Origin of the sequence: Mycoplasmopsis bovirhinis, assembly GCF_900660515.1 — a bacterium.
Classification (GTDB): domain Bacteria; phylum Bacillota_I; class Bacilli_A; order Mycoplasmatales; family Metamycoplasmataceae; genus Mycoplasmopsis; species Mycoplasmopsis bovirhinis.
Genome location: NZ_LR214972.1, coordinates 394,465 through 414,824 on the forward strand (window position 1 = coordinate 394,465; position 20,360 = coordinate 414,824).

The 20,360-nt window shown below is 25.8% G+C and carries 7 protein-coding genes; 5 read left to right on the forward strand and 2 right to left on the reverse strand.

From position 1 onward, the window contains the following. Positions 1-36: 36 nt before the first annotated feature. The 5 genes from EXC44_RS01675 to EXC44_RS01695 all read left to right on the forward strand — a co-directional run bounded on the left by EXC44_RS01675 (position 37) and on the right by EXC44_RS01695 (position 18,554). On the forward strand, positions 37-3,624 hold the full coding sequence (locus EXC44_RS01675) for a hypothetical protein (protein WP_129621380.1): 3,588 nt from the start codon (positions 37-39) through the stop codon (positions 3,622-3,624). Between the two features lie 84 nt (positions 3,625-3,708). Beyond that, complete coding sequence (locus EXC44_RS01680) at positions 3,709-4,221, forward strand: hypothetical protein (protein WP_129621383.1); 513 nt, start codon at positions 3,709-3,711, stop codon at positions 4,219-4,221. Continuing rightward, complete coding sequence (locus EXC44_RS01685) at positions 4,193-8,539, forward strand: MGA_1079 family surface serine endopeptidase (protein WP_129621386.1); 4,347 nt, start codon at positions 4,193-4,195, stop codon at positions 8,537-8,539. Before EXC44_RS01680 ends, EXC44_RS01685 begins: the two co-directional genes overlap by 29 nt. A 174-nt stretch (positions 8,540-8,713) precedes the next feature. Further along, on the forward strand, positions 8,714-13,567 hold the full coding sequence (locus EXC44_RS01690; RefSeq protein ID WP_129621388.1) for an MGA_1079 family surface serine endopeptidase: 4,854 nt from the start codon (positions 8,714-8,716) through the stop codon (positions 13,565-13,567). A 148-nt stretch (positions 13,568-13,715) separates the two neighbouring features. After that, positions 13,716-18,554 carry an MGA_1079 family surface serine endopeptidase gene (locus EXC44_RS01695; RefSeq protein WP_129621391.1) on the forward strand — a complete coding sequence of 1,613 codons (4,839 nt, stop codon included), beginning with the start codon at positions 13,716-13,718 and terminating at the stop codon, positions 18,552-18,554. A gap of 92 nt (positions 18,555-18,646) precedes the next feature. On the opposite strand, the gene rpsT is transcribed toward EXC44_RS01695, so the two are convergent. Together rpsT and EXC44_RS01705 are read right to left on the reverse strand one after the other, a co-directional pair. Then, entirely contained in the window at positions 18,647-18,919 is a 273-nt protein-coding gene (gene rpsT, locus EXC44_RS01700) for a 30S ribosomal protein S20 (protein WP_129621394.1), read from the reverse strand. Between the two features lie 68 nt (positions 18,920-18,987). Next, entirely contained in the window at positions 18,988-19,986 is a 999-nt protein-coding gene (locus EXC44_RS01705) for an ECF transporter S component (protein WP_120160499.1), read from the reverse strand. Positions 19,987-20,360 lie beyond the last annotated feature (374 nt).

Consider the following 20,360-nt stretch of genomic DNA (forward strand, 5'->3'; position numbering starts at 1 on the left):
TTTTAATTATAAGCTTTAAACTGTTAAAATATTAATATGAAAAAGAAAATAATATTGACTCTTATCTTAAGTTCATTAGCTGTAAGTAGTTTTGTGGCTTTAAGCTGCACTCAAACAAAGGAACCCAAAACAAAACATAAATTAAATAATCTTACAATAATTGACACAACTCAAACTTCAGTTAAACTAATAGTTACAATAGCAAACTTAAAACTAACTGATAATCTTCAAATAAAACTTAATGACCAAAAATATAGTTTTTTAGTTTCTAATTTAACTAAAATCGCTAATAACAACCAATACGAAATTACAATTAATAATTTAACTAAAAATACTGAATATAAAATAAAAGAAATAGAAATTAATGATGAAGATTTAGACATTAACTTTGAAATCAAATTTAAAACTAAAGAAGATTCAAAACCAAATAATCCCCTTGAACAAGACCTGAATCAAGGTGCTGCTAATGAATACAAGCAAACTTATCTAGAAATTTTATCTAAAAATGAAGATAACGTTCAAATAACTGATCAAGAAAAGATAAATTCAGCTTTAAATGCTTATAATAATTTAAGTGAAACTATTAAAAGTATTTTAACAAATGAAAAAACATTATTAGATAAACTTGCTGCCAAAATAGCTTCATTAAAAGAAAATGACCAAACCACTACTAATCCAATTCAACCGCCAAAATCACAAAATCCTAAAACCGAACCAAAAACACAGGATTCGCAAAAACAGCAAACATCAGAAAATACTGATAATACAATTATTGAAAGAGTCACTCAAACATTTGCAAGTGTTTTAGTGACTCTAGATAACCAAGAAACTAGTTCAAATTATAAATTATTAGTTGCCGGGCCAAATAACCAACAATTAGAATACACAACTACTTCAGTAGATGGTAATATTTTAACTTTTAAATTAGACAATTTATCCGCGGGCTCAACATACACTGTCAATAAGGTAATTGATACAACTTTATCAACTAAAGAATATTTAATAAACAAGGAATTTAAAACAAAAAATCAAGAACAATTTACTCTTAAAAATATCAAACTTAAAGAAGTCTTAGATTCTCAAGTTAAAGTCCAAGTGAGTTTTACAACCAGTGTTCTAGAAGATGAAAACAACCAAAACTATGAACTAAGTTTTGGCAGTGCTTATGATGAGCAATCCAAAGAAACTGTTGTGACAACTAATAAGTTACTTACAACCAATAATGAGAATTACTTAGAATTCACCTTATCTAACCTTCAATTTAGTACAATATATCAGCTTAAAAAGTTATATATAAATAATAAAGAATTTGCTCTTGATTCTTCCTTAAAATCAGGAGATAACTGAAAACAAGGTGACCAAAAACTATCTTTTGAAACAGCCACTTATAGTAAGCAAATTACTTATGATTCAATATCAACTAGATTTGCAAGCGAAAGTACTGATTCAGGTACTTCTGATAAGATATATCTATCACTTGAAGGTATAAAAAATGCATTTGACGTTAATGAAGAATATATTCTTGAGATAACATTCAAAGAAAAAGGTTCATCCAAGATATTTAAATCAAATATTAACATAAGTAAACAAAAATATGGTGATTATAAAAACTTTGAATTCTTATTATTAGATATAGATAATTATGCTGATTGAGAATGTTTTAATGTCTTACCAAAAAACAAAGATATTGAAATAGTAGAAATTAAGATTGATACAAAACAATTTTACGAAGAATCTTCAGAAGATACCAGCCAATTAAGAGTAAGTATTAAACCATCAAATGGGTCAGTCTCTGAATTTAACACTAATTTAAATTACAATAACTATGACCAAGTAGCTCTAGCTTATGATAAAAATACTAAAAATCTTGCTGCTTCATTGAATATTACTATGACCGATAATACAACTCCAAACAATGTTAAATTTGTATTATCTTCTGATTATGGTGCTAAGTGAACTTTACCAGCTACTAAAAATGCAGGCAAATGAACAGCTAATATCCCAGATTTAGCTTTTGATGGAAAAATCTTCCTTTCAAAAGTTAGAGTAGATAATAAAGATATTCGTGCAAAATCTTCTTCAGTTGGCAACACTGAAGTTTCAAACCAAACTTCAAAAACCAAACCTACTATTTCAAATATTAGTGCTTCAAATATAAACCAAACTAACTACAAATCAACTATAACCGTTAATTTAGGAGAAAACTTTAACTACACTAACCTAAGTAATAATAAACCAATTTTAGTTTATTACGAAGAAGGTAATGAAGCTAACAATTTTGAACTAGAAATTGCTCCAAACCAAACCAATAATTCATTAACTTTCGAAACATACTTAAAACCAGAAGTTAATTATAAAGTTAAATATTTATTTTTTAATAACCAATACTTAAAAACTGACTTAACATTTAAACGTAATAAATTCTTGTTAGATAACACATACCATGATAATAATGGTTTAAAACTTAAAGATGATATTAAAACAAAATGAACTAACTTAAATACTAATCTTAAATTAGCTCAAAAATGATGGGCATCAGGAGTTAAAACAAAAATAACTGATAAAACATCACTCCTAGCATTACTTGATCCATTTAACTTAACTTTTGATGATGAAGTAAACTTTATCATCGATACTACATTTAATAGTTATAATGATCCTAATGGTCAATTATCATTAAAAATAAAATGAAGTTATAAAAATGAAGAATCAGAGTTTAAAACTTTTAACATCACAGGATTATTCTCTAAAAATGATTTTGCTCCAAATCATTCAAATGATTATTTAGATTCTTTAATCCGAGTTTCTGAAGCTGGATTATCAAAATCAACAACTGATTTTGATAAAACTTTTGGAACTCAATATGAAGATAACAATGATTTATCATATTCATTTGGCAATAAAACTAAATGAATTGATCTTAAAGATAATAAACTAAGCCAATTTATACAAATTAGTGAAAGATTTAAAAATTATGACCAATCTCAATTCATGCTTTACTTTACAAAATTTAATGATGTCAAAGATGTTTATCAACCTCACAAAACTTCGCCATATGCAATGTATGGATTCTTAAACTATCGTATTAATGCTTGATTTGAAAGTTATAACCCTGCAAACAAACAAGATAAGCCAGAAATTAAATATTCACGCTTTTCTGAGCCGGCTTTAATTAGTGGATTTAATAATTATTCTCAAAATCAAGTTAATGATTATTTAACTAATATTGAGTCACAAATGATCCAATATTCTAAAACTAATTGAGAAGAATTTAATAAAACCTTTGGGTTTAATGATTCTTATAAATCGTTAACTCTTGAACAAATTAAACAAAATATTGAAGCAAAATCAAAAAATGATGAAAAATGAGCTGAATTATTAAAGTACACTAGTTTAGAAAGATTAATTACTAGAATTACATACTTTGTTAAAAATTCATACAATCCAGTAGTAACAAATGAACTTCACGCATTTAATATTCTTAGTTTAGAAACAATTAAACTAGGAGATAATAACTATTTAAGAGTTAACTTTACAATTAATGCTTTATTATTAAATGACAAGTCAAATGATAATATTTTAAATGCTAAAATATTAACTCTTGATTTACTTAAAAATAACTAAAATACCAGCAATGCTGGTATTTTCTTTAATAATTTTTTTATCTTTATAAATCATTTATAATATAGAAAATTATCATGGAGTTTTATGCAAAAAATTAAAAAATTCTCATTAGCTTTAGCGCCCTTAACCACCATTCCATTTGTAGCATTATCATGTTCAAATGAAGGACAAAAACCAGCCCCAACCCCAAATAATAATGCTAATATTACTAAAATAAATAACTTTTTAAATTCTGTTAATAATGGTTCAGTAGAAGTATTAAAATCAACATTTTCAAATTATCAAAATAATAATTGAGATGAAACAAAAGCAAATTTACTAATTGAATTTGTTACTGAATATTTATCAATTTTAAATTTAAAAACAGAGAATTTATATTCTCAAATTAATTGAAAATTTGATTCATATAATTCAATTGTTCAAAAACTTAAAAAATATGATCAATTATTAAATACACCTAATAATTCTTTTGAAACTTTAACCCAAGAACTTTTAGCTGAAATTAAAGCTACAAAACAAGAAATTGCAGCTTATAATTCAACAATCTTAGCAAAAAATAAAGAATTAGATGATTTTATTAAAAAAGCTCAAAAATAATTCACTAAAACAGTTTTTACAAACTGAAATTTATAATTTATACAATAAACACGGGATAAATTCTTTAGCTTTAATCTCGCAAATTGATCATAATACTTCAAAACTTCAAGAAGTTATTAATTTTGCAAATCAAAATCTAAATGCTGAACTAACAACTAGAGCAAGTTCTGCTAAAAACTATTTAACTAATAATTTAAAAGTTGAATCTTTAACTAGTTATTCACAAAACCTTGCAACAAACTTAGCTCAACTTACTTCATTTATTATTAATAATAATCTTACTCCTCAAGAAGTTAATAGTAAAAAAACACAATTAACTAATATTGTAGAAAACTCAGATATCTATGCTGCAACTAAAGAGCAACTCAAAAATGAAATCTCACAAGTTTATAGTATTACTGGTGTTTCTGAACTTGAAGATAAAATTAATTATTTAGAAACTAATTTAGTTGCAAGTGCAAAACAAAACTTAATTAATAAAGTTAATCAATATAATTTTACAAATCAAAATATAAGTGATTTAACAGATTTAATTAATACTTTTAGCCAAAATGCATTAACAGCTTTTGAAACTGATTTTAGTAATTTCCTTGAAATTTGAAATAAAATTTTAATTAAATTTAGAGATATTGAAACTTATATTTCAAGTGGGTATAAAGGCTCACAAAAACAAGTTTTTGAATATTACAAACAAAAAGCAAAATTTGTAAAACTATTTAGCAAAGAAGCTAAATTAGAGAAAATTTCTCTAGTTTCAATGGAAGTAAATATAAAAGCTTTTGAATCTTTTTTAGCTACATTCACTGAGCAAGAAACAAAACTTAAAGAAAATAATGAAAATGATTCAAAAACATTATTAGATTATTTCAAAGAAGAAACTAATGAAAAACTAAAATTTGAATTTAATGAGTTAGGTGCTAAATATGATTTAGAAAAATATTCATATTCTGCTTCATATAATTTTGAAAACACTAAGCTATTTTTTGATGTCCACGACAATGAATATGTTGATTATCAAATAACAGATCTTAAGCTAGATCCAAAAAACTGAAACAACTTATTAGTTGAAGTTACAGTTACTTTAAAAACTAAACCTGAAATTAGTTATAAATATAACTTTACTAAAACTTATGCTAACGATGTTAGTTCATATGTTGAATCAATTAATATCAATACTTTAGACCAAAATTTTGATATTAATTATGATGATTTGAAATTGCTTAAAGCTCAAGATTTTTTAGCTAGACCATTAGCAGAAAAATTAACTTACTTTAAACGTCAATCACAATTTATTGCAAAATTTTTCAAATACGAAATTAAGGATGATTTTGAATTTAAAGATAATAGACTATATGCAACTTTAACAGTTTCATTTAACAATCAAATTATTAAAAAAGCAAAAATTCCAACTATTAAACCAGTTGAATTTTTCGATAATAATGGCAATTACCAAGACTATGTTGATGAAATTAACAAAGCTAAAATCTTTGAAATTATTAACGGTAATATGACAACTTTCTTTAATTCTCTTAAATTTAACCCAAACAGTAAAAACACTCATGAAGTGTATATAGCTTCAGATGCTATTAAAGCTTTTGAAGAATCATATATTATGCCTAAATTTGGTCGCTTTGAAATCTTTATCAAAGAAGTTAAGAACATCAATGATTATAATGGTGAAGCAGATTTAGTTTTATGATATAAAAAAGATGGGAAAGAAGTCGAAATTAAAAACCCAACTCAAGTTTATAGCAAAACAATAAGAGTTGGAAATTTCAAACTCCTTAACTTCTTTGATTTAAAACCTAAAGGTGAAATTTTTACAGCGCAAGATTTTGAAGATGCAACAAACCCTCCGCAAGATATGATTAACGTAATGAACTCAATTAATGAGTCAAATATTTTACCAAGACTAACTTCTTCTAGAACTGAAACAGCAGATTTTCAATTAATTAATGTTCAAGATCTAATTGACCAAAAAGCTTTTATTAATATGGAATATTTAATGGTAATTGGAAACGGAGTTGATCGAAAAGGTCAAAATCTTGATAATCAAGCATATGTGCCTACTGGTGCAAAATATTACGATAAAGATATTCAAGTCAATACAACTGATACAGGATCATTACGTAATCACTACTTCCCAGTTTTTTATGATGTAAAACGCGTTGGCAAACGTGGCATGTCATTTAAATTAGGTTGAATTAATAAGAAAAATCAATCTATAAGATATACAAATAACCAAGAATATACTTTAATTAATCTAGTAAATGATTATCAGCAACATCATTATCCAGAAATCATGGTTAATAATATTAAATTAAGTGATTTAAAAATTGACTATGAAACATTAAAAACTAAAACAGCGGCACAATGAGCTGGTGATTTAGTTGGTTTGGAACAAGTTATTAAATTAAAAACTAATGCTGAAAATGAAATTGAATATCAAAATTACTCACTGCCAGTTTCATTATTTAAAATAAATGCTATTAAACGTATTTCTTATGACGAGGCATACATTAATTTTAAAGTACAAGATCGTAACAATACTTGAATTAATGGGAATATTTGGTATAAAATTAAAGGTTTTGCTCCAGTTGTAACAAGTAATTTATACGACAGCTTTACTTGACATAATTCAAATCTTAAAACAATTCAAGATTCAACTAACTCAATTACTCGTGAAAGGGTAATTGAACCAATGTGAGATGATTTACTTTGAAAACTAAACCAAAGAACTAATATTGCATCTTGAACATTTGCTAAAAAATACCTTGCTCAAACCTTATTAAAACCTAATGCAAGAAATAGAATTATTAAATTCAATATCTTAGCTAACGTTTTAATTAATGATAATGATAAAAATAATCGTTTAAGAAATACATCTAAAGGAACAGCTATTAATGTCGATTTAGATGAATTAATTGCTTCTAAAACTCTTAAATATGTTTATAGTGCAAAAGTTTCAGCTGAAGAAAGTTTTAAATATGTTGTTAGTTTAACTTGAAATGAGCAAAAAGGTATTGAATTTAAAATCTTCATGGAAGATAATTCATACAAAATTATTATTGATGAACCCGAAGTTCAAGCTAATTTCCAAACACCTTTTGAAAAAGAGAGAGCATTTCTTATTCTTCCAGCAGCAGTAAGTGCTACCGTGCAATATACAAACGACGAAGAAAAAGAAGATTTTAATGTAAATCAAAACCGTTTTGATTATAATAATATGGATTACAATCAATTCAATCAACCAATAACATTTTATTCAGATGCAAAATATTTAGCAAATAGAAACGTATATCAACCTAACCAAAATGTTTCATATGAATTACATAATGGATATAAACTAGATGCTGAATTTATGCGTCTTGAAGAATGGAGAGATTGAGATGTTGTCGAAAATGCTTACCTAAGAGCAGTTCAAGATGCTTTTGGTGGTGGTATTGGTACAGGTGGGTTTTTAGCTAAAACAAATAGTAATCCAAATGATGCAACTTTCTATTACATGACTAACATGCACGTAGAAAACCTAGCAGCAACAAATTGAAGTAATGTTGTCGATGATTCTTTCTTAAAAGAAGCAACGGGAAGAAACTATAACATGGCCTTTGTTTTAAATGGTAATAATTTAGAAAGAAACCGTAATAAAACAGTTACCCACCGTTATGGTAATGTAACAGTTAAACCTTTATGATTAGCTCACAGTCCTATTTCAAAAGACGGGACAAAAACACGTAGTCCTCACGATATGATCTTATTATCAATTGATTTAAATGCAAAACTACAAGATGCAAGAAATCGTGGTCTTATGGACATGGTGAAAAAAACTGAAACATTAATGAAAATGCCTAATGTTGGTTTAGATATAACTTCTAAATTCAGAATTGTTTCAGTTCCTATGATTTGAGAAGCTGCAACTTTAGGATTCCCAATTGACAAAATTACTGGATCAATTACTCGTCGTGCTAAATGAATTTTAGATAATTCATTTGCTATTGGTTGAAGAAACTACTACTCACATATTTATACTGGAAGTGGTTCTTCAGGTTCGCCAGTATATGTTGAAAAGGATGGTGTACATAACTACTTTGGACTAATTACAGCTGGTTCAAATGGATTTATGGGTGATGGTAAATTTACACTTGCTTATAGCTATGACTTAAGAGAATATAACTTAATGGGAATTAATATTGATGGGCAACACCCACTAAGTTTAAATAACTTTAAATCAGTAGCTTCACAAATTTTTAAGGCTCACTTAAATCAACCAGATACCTACGACATGCCTTGATTCTTAAAAAAAGTCGTAGAAGATTAATTCTTGAACTCTATCAATTTCTTTGATAAACTTTAAAATAGTGTAGAAAATAAATACACATTATTTTATTAATTTTAAAATTTAATAATAATTGTCTTTTTCTATTTTTATTAATTTACTAATTAATTAAACTTAGAAAATAAAAATAAATTAACTATAAAATACAGGAGTTTTATGCAAAAAATTAAAAAATTCTCATTAGCTTTAGCTCCCTTAACCACCATTCCATTTGTAGCATTATCATGTTCAAATGAAGGACAAAAACCAGCCCCAACCCCAAATAATAATGTTAATATTACTAAAGTTAATAACTTTTTAAATTCAGTTAATAATAGTTATGTGGAAATTTTAAAATCGAATGTTAAAAATTATCAAAGTAATGATTTTAATGAAACAAAAGCAGATTTATTAATTGAATTTGTAACTGAATATTTAGCTATTTTAAACACTAAAATTCAAAGTTTATATTCAACAATTGATTTTAAACCAACAAATTTTGAAATTATTAAAACTAAAATAGATGAATATGATAAATTTATCAATACTTTAAATAATAACTTTGATAAACTTACTCCAGAGTTTTTAGCTCAAATTAGAAAAACCAAAAAAGAAATTTCTGACTATAATTCAGAAATCTTAGCTAAAAATAAAGAATTAGATGATTTTATTTTAGCAGCTCAAAAAATAAAATTAAATAACTCTAAAGTACGTAGTTTATTACAAAACAATATTTCTAAATTATTTAATTTAAAGACTACTATTAATAACCCTCTAGAATTAGTTCAAAATGTTGATAAAAACCTTTCTAAGTTGCAAGATGTTTCTGATTTCGTTGCTGAAAATCAAAAAAATCAAGAATTGCAAACTAAAATCAACCAAGCCAAAGAATATGTTAATAATAATTTATCTATTGATAAAGTAACGAGCTTTAATATTGACTTTGAAAATTATTTTTCTGCAATTACAAGTTTTATTTTGCAAAATAATTTAACTTCTGAATATGTAAAAAATAAAAAAGATGAACTCTCTGCTTTAATTGAAAATTCAGATATTTCAACTACAACTAAAGAAGAGTTAAAAAACAATATTAAACAAATATATTCTCTTACAGGAATCTATGAATTACAAGAAAAACTTAACTATTTAGAAACAAGTGTAATAGTTGATGCAAAGCAAAAATTAATTAATAAAGTTAATCAAGCAAATTTAAGCAATCAAAATAAAAAAGATTTAACTGATTTAATTAATACTTTCGGGCAAAATGCATTAAATAGTTTTGAAACTGAATTTGATAAATTCCTAGAAATCTGAACTAACCTTAATAATAAGTTAAATGCTATCGAAAATTATCTCAATAACGATTATCAAAAATCACAAAAAAAAGTTTTAGATTATTACAAAGAAAAAGCAAAATATCTAAAACTTTTTGATAAAGATGATAAACTAGAGAAAATTTCTCTAGTTTCAATGAAAAATAATACTACGTTGTTTGAAGAATTTTTAAAAGTTTTCGAAACACATGAAAAAATTCTTAAAAATAATACTCAAACAGATTCAAAAACTCTTTTAGATTACTTTAAAGAAGAAACAGGTGGAAAGCTTAAATTTGAATTTAGTGAATTGGCTGCAAAATATGATTTAGAAAAATATTCATATTCTGCATCATATAACTTTGAAAATACTAAACTATTCTTTGACGTCCATGACAATGAATATGTTGATTATCAAATAACTAATTTAGAATTAGATAAAACTAATTGGAATAATTTACTAGTTGAAGTTACAGTTACTTTAAAATCAAAACCAGAAATTAGTTATAAATATAACTTTAATAAAGAATATAAAAAAGATGTGACAGCATTTATTAATGCAATTAATATTAGTGACTTAGATGCAAACTTTAATGTAGATTATGAAGCTTTAAAAGAATTAAAATCACAAGATTTCTTATCTTATGACAAAGATAAGAAATTAGAATATTTTAGAGCTCGTTCTAAATATATTTCAAAATTCTTCCGTTATGAATTTTCTAATGATTTTGAATTTAAAGACAATAAATTATATGTAACTTTAAAAGTTTTATTTAATAACCAAGTAATTAAAGAAGCTAAAATAGCAACTAACAAAGAAGTTGAATTTTGAAATAATGAAGGAAATTACCAAGAATACGTTGATAAACTTCACGAATCCAAAATCTTAAAAATAATCAATGGTAGTAGTTCTGATTTCTTTAATTCCTTAAAGATTAATCATAAGAGTAAAAATTCTCATGAAGTTTACCTTGCTTCTGATGCAATTAAGGCATTTAATGAATCATATATTATGCCTAAATATGGTAAGTACGAACTATTTATTAAAGAAGTTAGAGATATTAATGATTGAGATGGTAGTGCAAAATTAGTTTTATGATATAAAAAAGATGGTACTGAAGTTGAAAAACCAGCTTCCACTAACAATAAAACAGTTTCAATTAGTAATTTCAAATTACTTAACTTCTTTGATTTAAAACCTAAAGGTGAGGTATTCACTGCTGATGATTTTAAAAATTCAACAGCACCGACACAAAATATTATTAATATCATTAACTCAGTTAATGAATCAAACTTTACTCTACGATTGACCTCATCAACAAATCCAGCTCCAGATTTTAGAATGCTTAATGTGCAAGATATGATTGATCAAAAAGCATTTGTAAATATGGAATATTTAATGGTTTTTGGTAATGGTTCAGATAATAAAGGTGAAAACCACGATAATAAAGCATATGTTCCTTTAGATAACAAATATTACGATAAAAATATCTCAGTTAATTCAACTGATATTAAACCTTTAACAGATGATTTCTTTGCCGTTTATTATGATGTTAAACGTACTGGCAAACGTGGTATGACATTTAAACTCGGTTGAATTAATAAGAAAAACCAAAGCATAAGATATACTAATGGTAAAGAATATACTTTAATTAACTTAGTTAATGATTATCAACAACACCATTATCCTGAGATCATGGTAAATAATATTAAATTAAGTGATTTAGAAATTAATTATGAAATATTAAAAACTAAAACAGCTGATCAATGAGCAACTGATTTAGAAAGTTTAAATAATGTTATTAAATTAAAAGCAGATTCACAAAATCAAATTAATTATTTAAATTATTCATTGCCAGTTTCATCATTTAAAATAAGTGCTATTAGACGTATTTCAGGCGATCATGCTTTCGTTAGTTTTAAAATACAAGGCCGTAATGAGCAATGAATAAATGGTAATATTTGATACAAAATCCAAGGCTTTGCACCAAGTAAAACTAATAACATATATCAAAGTTTTACATGAACTAATAATAATTTAAAAACCATCCAAGATTCTTCAACCTCAATTACTCGTGAAAGAGTAATTGAGCCAATGTGAGATGATTTACTTTGAGATTTAAATCAAAGAACCAATATTGCTTCATGGACTTTTAAACGCAAGTATTTAGAACAAACTTTACTAAAACCAAATGCTAGAAATAGAGAAATTAAATTCAAACTTCTTGCTAATGTTTTAATTAATGATAAAGATAAAAATAATCGCCTTAGAGATTTGAGTAATGGTATTAATATCAACGTTGACTTAGATAACTTAATTGCATCAAAGTCAAAAAAATTTGTTTATACAACAACTGTTTCAGAACAAGAAAGTTTTAAATATGTTGTGAGTTTAACATGAAATGAAAATACTGGTATTGAATTCAAAATCTTCATGGAAGATAATTCATACAAAATTATTATTGATGAACCAGAAGTTCAAAATCATTTCAAAACTGACTTTGAAAAAGAAAGAGCATTTATTATTTTGCCTGCTGCTGCAAGCATCACTGTAAAATATACTAATGATGAAGAAAAAGAAGATTTTAATGTAAATCAAAATAGATTTGATTATAACAATATGGATTATAATCAATTTAACCAACCTATTACAATTTTTTCAGATGCAAAATATTTAGCAAATCGTGATGTATATCAACCCAACCAAAATGTCCCATACGAATTGCATAATGGTTATAAATTAGATGCTGAATTTATGCGACTTGAAGAATGAAGAGATTGAAATGTTGTTGATAATGCATACCTTCGTGCATTCCAATACTCTGCTTCAACTTCAGGTACAGGTGGATTTTTAGCTAAAACAAATGATAATCCTAATGATGCTACTTTCTACTACTTAACTAACATGCACGTCGAGACTCAAGCAGCAAGAACCTTTGATGACGTTATTGGTGAGAATTTCCTCAAAGATTATGTAGCTAAATATTACTTTTTAGCTTACCAGCTTATTAATACTACTTTGGAAAGAAATAAACAGTATACTTCCACTCATTACGTTGCTGGCAACATCCCTATTAAAGCATTGTGGTTAGCACACTCTCAAGAATCAAAAGACGGCAAAAAAACACGTGAACCCCATGATATGATCTTATTATCAATTGATTTAAATAAAGAGTTAAAAAATGCAAGAAATTCTGGAAAAATGGATATAGTATCAAAAATTGAAAGAATAATGAAAATGCCAAATATTAGCATGGATGTTCCTTCTAAATTTAGAATAGTATCAGTTCCAATGATTTGGGAAGCAGCAACACTAGGTTTCCCACATACGAAGCTTTCAGGTTCAATTACTCGTAGACCTAAAAATATTCAAGATAATTCATACCAAACTGGTTGAAGAGATTACTACTCTCATATTTACGGAGGACCTGGTTCTTCTGGTTCACCAGTATATGTAGAAAAAGACGGAAAACTTAGTTATTTTGGTCTAATGACTGCTGCTTCAAGTCATACGTTTGGAATTGGAAAAAATGAATACAGTATATTTTATAGCTATGATCTTAGAGAGTATAATCTCTTAGGTATTAACCCAGATAATGAACACCCATTATCATTACAAAATTACAAATCTGCAGCTTCACAAATTTTTAAGGCTCATTTAAATAGCCCAGATGTATATGATATGCCTTGATACTTAAAACAAGTAAAAGAAGATTAATTTATATAGCTTCAATAATGTTCTTGCTAGGACATTATTTTTTATTAAACTTACAATAAAGTATAAGTAAATAATGCAAAAAATAAGATTATCAAAAGGTAGTATAATTTATAGATAACTTTATAATTCAAATAAACCATGGAGTTTTATGCAAAAAATTAAAAAATTCTCATTAGCTTTAGCGCCCTTAACCACCATTCCATTTGTAGCATTATCATGTTCAAATGAAGGACAAAAACCAGCCCCAACCCCAAATAATAATGCTAATATTACTAAAATAAATAACTTTTTAAATTCTGTTAATAATAGTTCAGTAGAAGTATTAAAATCAACATTTTCAAATTATCAAAATAATAATTGAGATGAAACAAAAGCAAATTTACTAATTGAATTTGTTACTGAATATTTATCAATTTTAAATTTAAAAACAGAGAATTTATATTCTCAAATTAATTGAAAATTTGATTCATATAATTCAATTGTTCAAAAACTTAAAAAATATGATCAATTATTAAATACACCTAATAATTCTTTTGAAACTTTAACCCAAGAACTTTTAGCTGAAATTAAAGCTACAAAACAAGAAATTGCAGCTTATAATTCAACAATCTTAGCAAAAAATAAAGAATTAGATGATTTTATTAAAAAAGCTCAAAAACTTGAGCTCAAAAATAATTCACTAAAACAGTTTTTACAAACTGAAATTTATAATTTATACAATAAACACGGGATAAATTCTTTAGCTTTAATCTCGCAAATTGATCATAATACTTCAAAACTTCAAGAAGTTATTAATTTTGCAAATCAAAATCTAAATGCTGAACTAACAACTAGAGCAAGTTCTGCTAAAAACTATTTAACTAATAATTTAAAAGTTGAATCTTTAACTAGTTATTCACAAAACCTTGCAACAAACTTAGCTCAACTTACTTCATTTATTATTAATAATAATCTTACTCCTCAAGAAGTTAATAGTAAAAAAACACAATTAACTAATATTGTAGAAAACTCAGATATCTATGCTGCAACTAAAGAGCAACTCAAAAATGAAATCTCACAAGTTTATAGTATTACTGGTGTTTCTGAACTTGAAGATAAAATTAATTATTTAGAAACTAATTTAGTTGCAAGTGCAAAACAAAACTTAATTAATAAAGTTAATCAATATAATTTTACAAATCAAAATATAAGTGATTTAACAGATTTAATTAATACTTTTAACCAAAATGCATTAACAGCTTTTGAAACTGATTTTAGTAATTTCCTTGAAATTTGAAATAAAATTTTAATTAAATTTAGAGATATTGAAACTTATATTTCAAGTGGGTATAAAGGCTCACAAAAACAAGTTTTTGAATATTACAAACAAAAAGCAAAATTTGTAAAACTATTTAGCAAAGAAGCTAAATTAGAGAAAATTTCTCTAGTTTCAATGGAAGTAAATATAAAAGCTTTTGAATCTTTTTTAGCTACATTCACTGAGCAAGAAACAAAACTTAAAGAAAATAATGAAAATGATTCAAAAACATTATTAGATTATTTCAAAGAAGAAACTAATGAAAAACTAAAATTTGAATTTAATGACTTAGGTGCTAAATATGATTTAGAAAAATATTCATATTCTGCTTCATATAATTTTGAAAACACTAAGCTATTTTTTGATGTCCACGACAATGAATATGTTGATTATCAAATAACAGATCTTAAGCTAGATCCAAAAAACTGAAACAACTTATTAGTTGAAGTTACAGTTACTTTAAAAACTAAACCTGAAATTAGTTATAAATATAACTTTACTAAAACTTATGCTAACGATGTTAGTTCATATGTTGAATCAATTAATATCAATACTTTAGACCAAAATTTTGATATTAATTATGATGATTTGAAATTGCTTAAAGCTCAAGATTTTTTAGCTAGACCATTAGCAGAAAAATTAACTTACTTTAAACGTCAATCACAATTTATTGCAAAATTTTTCAAATACGAAATTAAGGATGATTTTGAATTTAAAGATAATAGACTATATGCAACTTTAACAGTTTCATTTAACAATCAAATTATTAAAAAAGCAAAAATTCCAACTATTAAACCAGTTGAATTTTTCGATAATAATGGCAATTACCAAGACTATGTTGATGAAATTAACAAAGCTAAAATCTTTGAAATTATTAACGGTAATATGACAACTTTCTTTAATTCTCTTAAATTTAACCCAAACAGTAAAAACACTCATGAAGTGTATATAGCTTCAGATGCTATTAAAGCTTTTGAAGAATCATATATTATGCCTAAATTTGGTCGCTTTGAAATCTTTATCAAAGAAGTTAAGAACACCAATGATTATAATGGTGAAGCAGATTTAGTTTTATGATATAAAAAAGATGGGAAAGAAGTCGAAATTAAAAACCAAGAATTAAATTTAATATCAATAAAAAACTTTAAACTTCTTAACTTTTTTGATTTAAAACCTAAAACTGAAATTTTTAAAATTGACGATTTCCAAAATTCTATTATTCCTGATCAAGAAACAATTAATTTAATTAACTCAATCAATGAATCTAACTTTAGTCTTAGATTAACTTCATCTACATCTCCAACTCCTGATTTTCGCTTACTAAATGTTCAAGATCTAATTGACCAAAAAGCTTTTATTAAGATAGAATACTTAATGGTCTTAAGTAATGGCAAAGAAGCTAAAGGTCTAAACTATGATAATGAAGCTTATGTACCTTTAGATGCAAAAATTTATGATAAAGATATTAATGTCAATGAAACAGATTTAACTAAGCTTACAGATAATTATTTCAAAATTTATTATGATATAAAACGCGTTGGCAAACGTGGCATGTCATTTAAATTAGGTTGAATTAATAAGAAAAATCAATCTATAAGATATACAAATAACCAAGAATATACTTTAATTAATCTAGTAAATGATTATCAGCAACATCATTATCCAGAAATCATGGTTAATAATATTAAACTAAGTGATTTGGAAATTAATTACCAAAGCTTAAAAAATAAAACAGCAGACCAATGAAATGAAGATATAGAATCTTTAAATCAAGTTATTAAGTTAAAAGCAAATTCCCAAAACCAAATTAATTATTTAAATTACTCATTACCAGTTTCATTATTTAAAATAAATGCTATTAAACGAATTTCTTTTGATCAAGCTTATATTAGTTTTAAAGTCTTGAACCGAAATAATAATTGAATTAATGGTAATACTTGATTTAAAATTAAAGGTTTTAAATCAAGTTCCACTAATCATTTATATGATAGTTTGTGATGAACTAACACCAATCTTAAAACAATTCAAGATTCAACTAACTCAATTACTCGTGAAAGGGTAATTGAACCAATGTGAGATGATTTACTTTGAAAACTAAACCAAAGAACTAATATTGCATCTTGAACATTTGCTAAAAAATACCTTGCTCAAACCTTATTAAAACCTAATGCAAGAAATAGAATTATTAAATTCAATATCTTAGCTAACGTTTTAATTAATGATAATGATAAAAATAATCGTTTAAGAAATACATCTAAAGGAACAGCTATTAATGTCGATTTAGATGAATTAATTGCTTCTAAAACTCTTAAATATGTTTATAGTGCAAAAGTTTCAGCTGAAGAAAGTTTTAAATATGTTGTTAGTTTAACTTGAAATGAGCAAAAAGGTATTGAATTTAAAATCTTCATGGAAGATAATTCATACAAAATTATTATTGATGAACCCGAAGTTCAAGCTAATTTCCAAACACCTTTTGAAAAAGAGCGAGCATTTCTTATTCTTCCAGCAGCAGTAAGTGCTACCGTGCAATATACAAACGACGAAGAAAAAGAAGATTTTAATGTAAATCAAAACCGTTTTGATTATAATAATATGGATTACAATCAATTCAATCAACCAATAACATTTTATTCAGATGCAAAATATTTAGCAAATCGTGATGTATATCAACCTAACCAAAATGTTTCATATCAATTACATAATGGATATAAACTAGATGCTGAATTTATGCGTCTTGAAGAATGGAGAGATTGAGATGTTGTCGAAAATGCTTACCTAAGAGCAGTTCAAGATGATTTTGGTGGTAATTTTGGTACTGGAGGTTTATTAGGTAAGGTAAATAATAATCCAAATGATGCAACTTTTTTCTATATGACTAATATGCATATAGAAAAAGCTGCAGCTAGAAACTGATCACATGTTATTGATAATAAATTTTTAAAACAAGCAACCGGGGGAAGAAATTATAATATGTCTTTTATCTTAAATAATAATGATATTGAAAGAGCGAGGGATTATAAAGACACTCACCAATATCATGATATTAAAGTTAAACCATTATGATTAGCAGATGCACCAGTTTCAAAAGACGGTTCTAAAGAACGTAGTCCTCACGATATGATATTATTATCAGTTGATTTAAATGCAAAACTACAAGAAGCTAGAAATCATGGTCATATGGATATGGTCAAAAAAACTGAAACATTAATGAAAATGCCTAATGTTGGTTTAGATATAGCTTCTAAATTCAGAATTGTTTCAGTTCCTATGATTTGAGAAGCTGCAACTTTAGGATTCCCTTTTCACTATATAAACGGACATATTACAAGAAGGCCAAAATGAACTTCTGATAATTCATTTTCAGTAGGATGAAGAAATTATTATTCACATATTTACACTGGCGGAGGATCTTCAGGAAGTCCCGTATATGTTACAAAAGATGGTACCCACAATTATTTAGGTTTAATTACTGCTGGAACTAATGGTTCAATTGGTGATGGACATTTTAGTATTGCATATACTTATGATTTAAGGGAATATAACTTATTAGGTGTCAATTACGGAGCAGAAAATCCTTTAACTCTACATAACTATAAATCTGCTGCTTCACAAATTCTAAAAGCACACTTAAATGATCCTAGTACTTATAGCTTGCCATATTTTTTTAAAGAAGTTAAAGAAAATTAATAAACCCGGGCAACTTTTAGGCCCGGGTTTATATTATTTTAAATTAAAAAATACAGCGTATAGGCTGTATTTAAATAGAATAAATCATTCTACTAAGCATTGTTAGCTTTTGTTTTGTTAACAAATTGATCTAAACGTGAGTGTTTTCTTGCTCCTTTATTAGCATGGAACACTCCTTTAGCTACAGCTTTAGCAATTACGTGGTGTGCGTTTGCTACTAATAAGGCTGCTTTTTCATCGTTAGCTAAAACAGCTTCTCTAGCTTTACGAATTGCTGTTTTAACTCTAGATTTCATAGCTGAATTTTTTACACGAGCTTGTTCCATCTTAACGATGCTTTTCATTTTAGATTTAATATTAGCCATATAAGACCCCCTTTTTCTATTGTTTGAAAAATCTAATATATTATATAACAAAACTTCAAATTATAAAATTAATATGTAATTTTATAATCACTTCGCACTATAGTTTTCTTTAGTTTAAAGAGTACTGGAATAATAATATTTAATACTAATATATATATTGGCAAGGCGATAACAGATCTTAAGACAATTGGTGTCATAACAATCACATAACGGTCTTGTAAATTATAACTTCTTCCCAAATATCTATTAGCATATTGAATAAAGGCAATAGGCCCTCAAATCCAACGGGCTAAAACAATGGTAAAGATAACTAAAAAGATCGTTAACGATAAATATAAATAGCTTTGTTGTTTACCAGGGGTTTTGGATTTAAAATATAAATATACTGATAAATTAAATAACCCAAACATTCCAAGTGTTAAAGTAAGTAATGTTGCAAAAACACCCACACTTAATCTACTAATTCCAAAAGTAGATGAAATTCTTAATCCTTTTGGATCATTAACATTTACTAAAAATGTATAAACTAATAATCCAAAAGATAGCAACATAAAAATCTCCATGAAGATGAAAACATGTTTCTTGTTTTTCTTAAACATGTCTAAAATAAAACCAATTGAAAATGAAACTACAATTGGAACTATTGCATAAGCTTCATGGTATAATGCTATTTGTCCTGAAAGTAGTAAACTAAAAAAGTCTGCTAAAAATGAGAAAAAAGCACCTTTATATTTACCAAAGAAAATGGTAAATATAATATAAAAGATATATTCTGTTGATAATGAAATAACCTTTAATGGAGTAAAATTTTTTAATGCAGTTACTATAAAAAACAGCGACATTAAAATTGCTCCAAGTGCAATATCATAAACGGAAAATTTTAAGTTATTACGTTTAGATCCTTCTTTTCAATTGCAAATATAAAACTCTCCTTCTTTAAATAATGAAAATAGAAAGAAAAAACGGTAAATATCTAATAAAGGTACAAATAAAGATAATTTTAATAAAGTAAAATTAAATATGCCATTTTGTTCATACTTAATTTTATCTTTAATTTGGTGTCACATTTGCCATTCAATTCAAAAATAATAAATTCTTATTGTTAAAACAGCAATATATAAAGGTATTAATAAACCTCAAAAAATTATATGTTGATTTAATTTATTAATTGATAAATGGATATTAAAAGGTATGTATGTTTTATTTAATATTAAAATAATTAAAACTAGTAAAATTAAACATAATACTTTTAAAAATCCATGAAGTATGGTTGTTTTTTTAAAATTATAATTTGTGTTACGTATATATATTTCCATTTAATTATTATAACAGATAAGAAAATGCAATAAAGCAATAAAAAAGGATTTATTTATGATCAAGGAACTAAAGAATTTTTTATCATCCTAGTGGTAAAAACCATGTATTAAATAAAACTTGATAC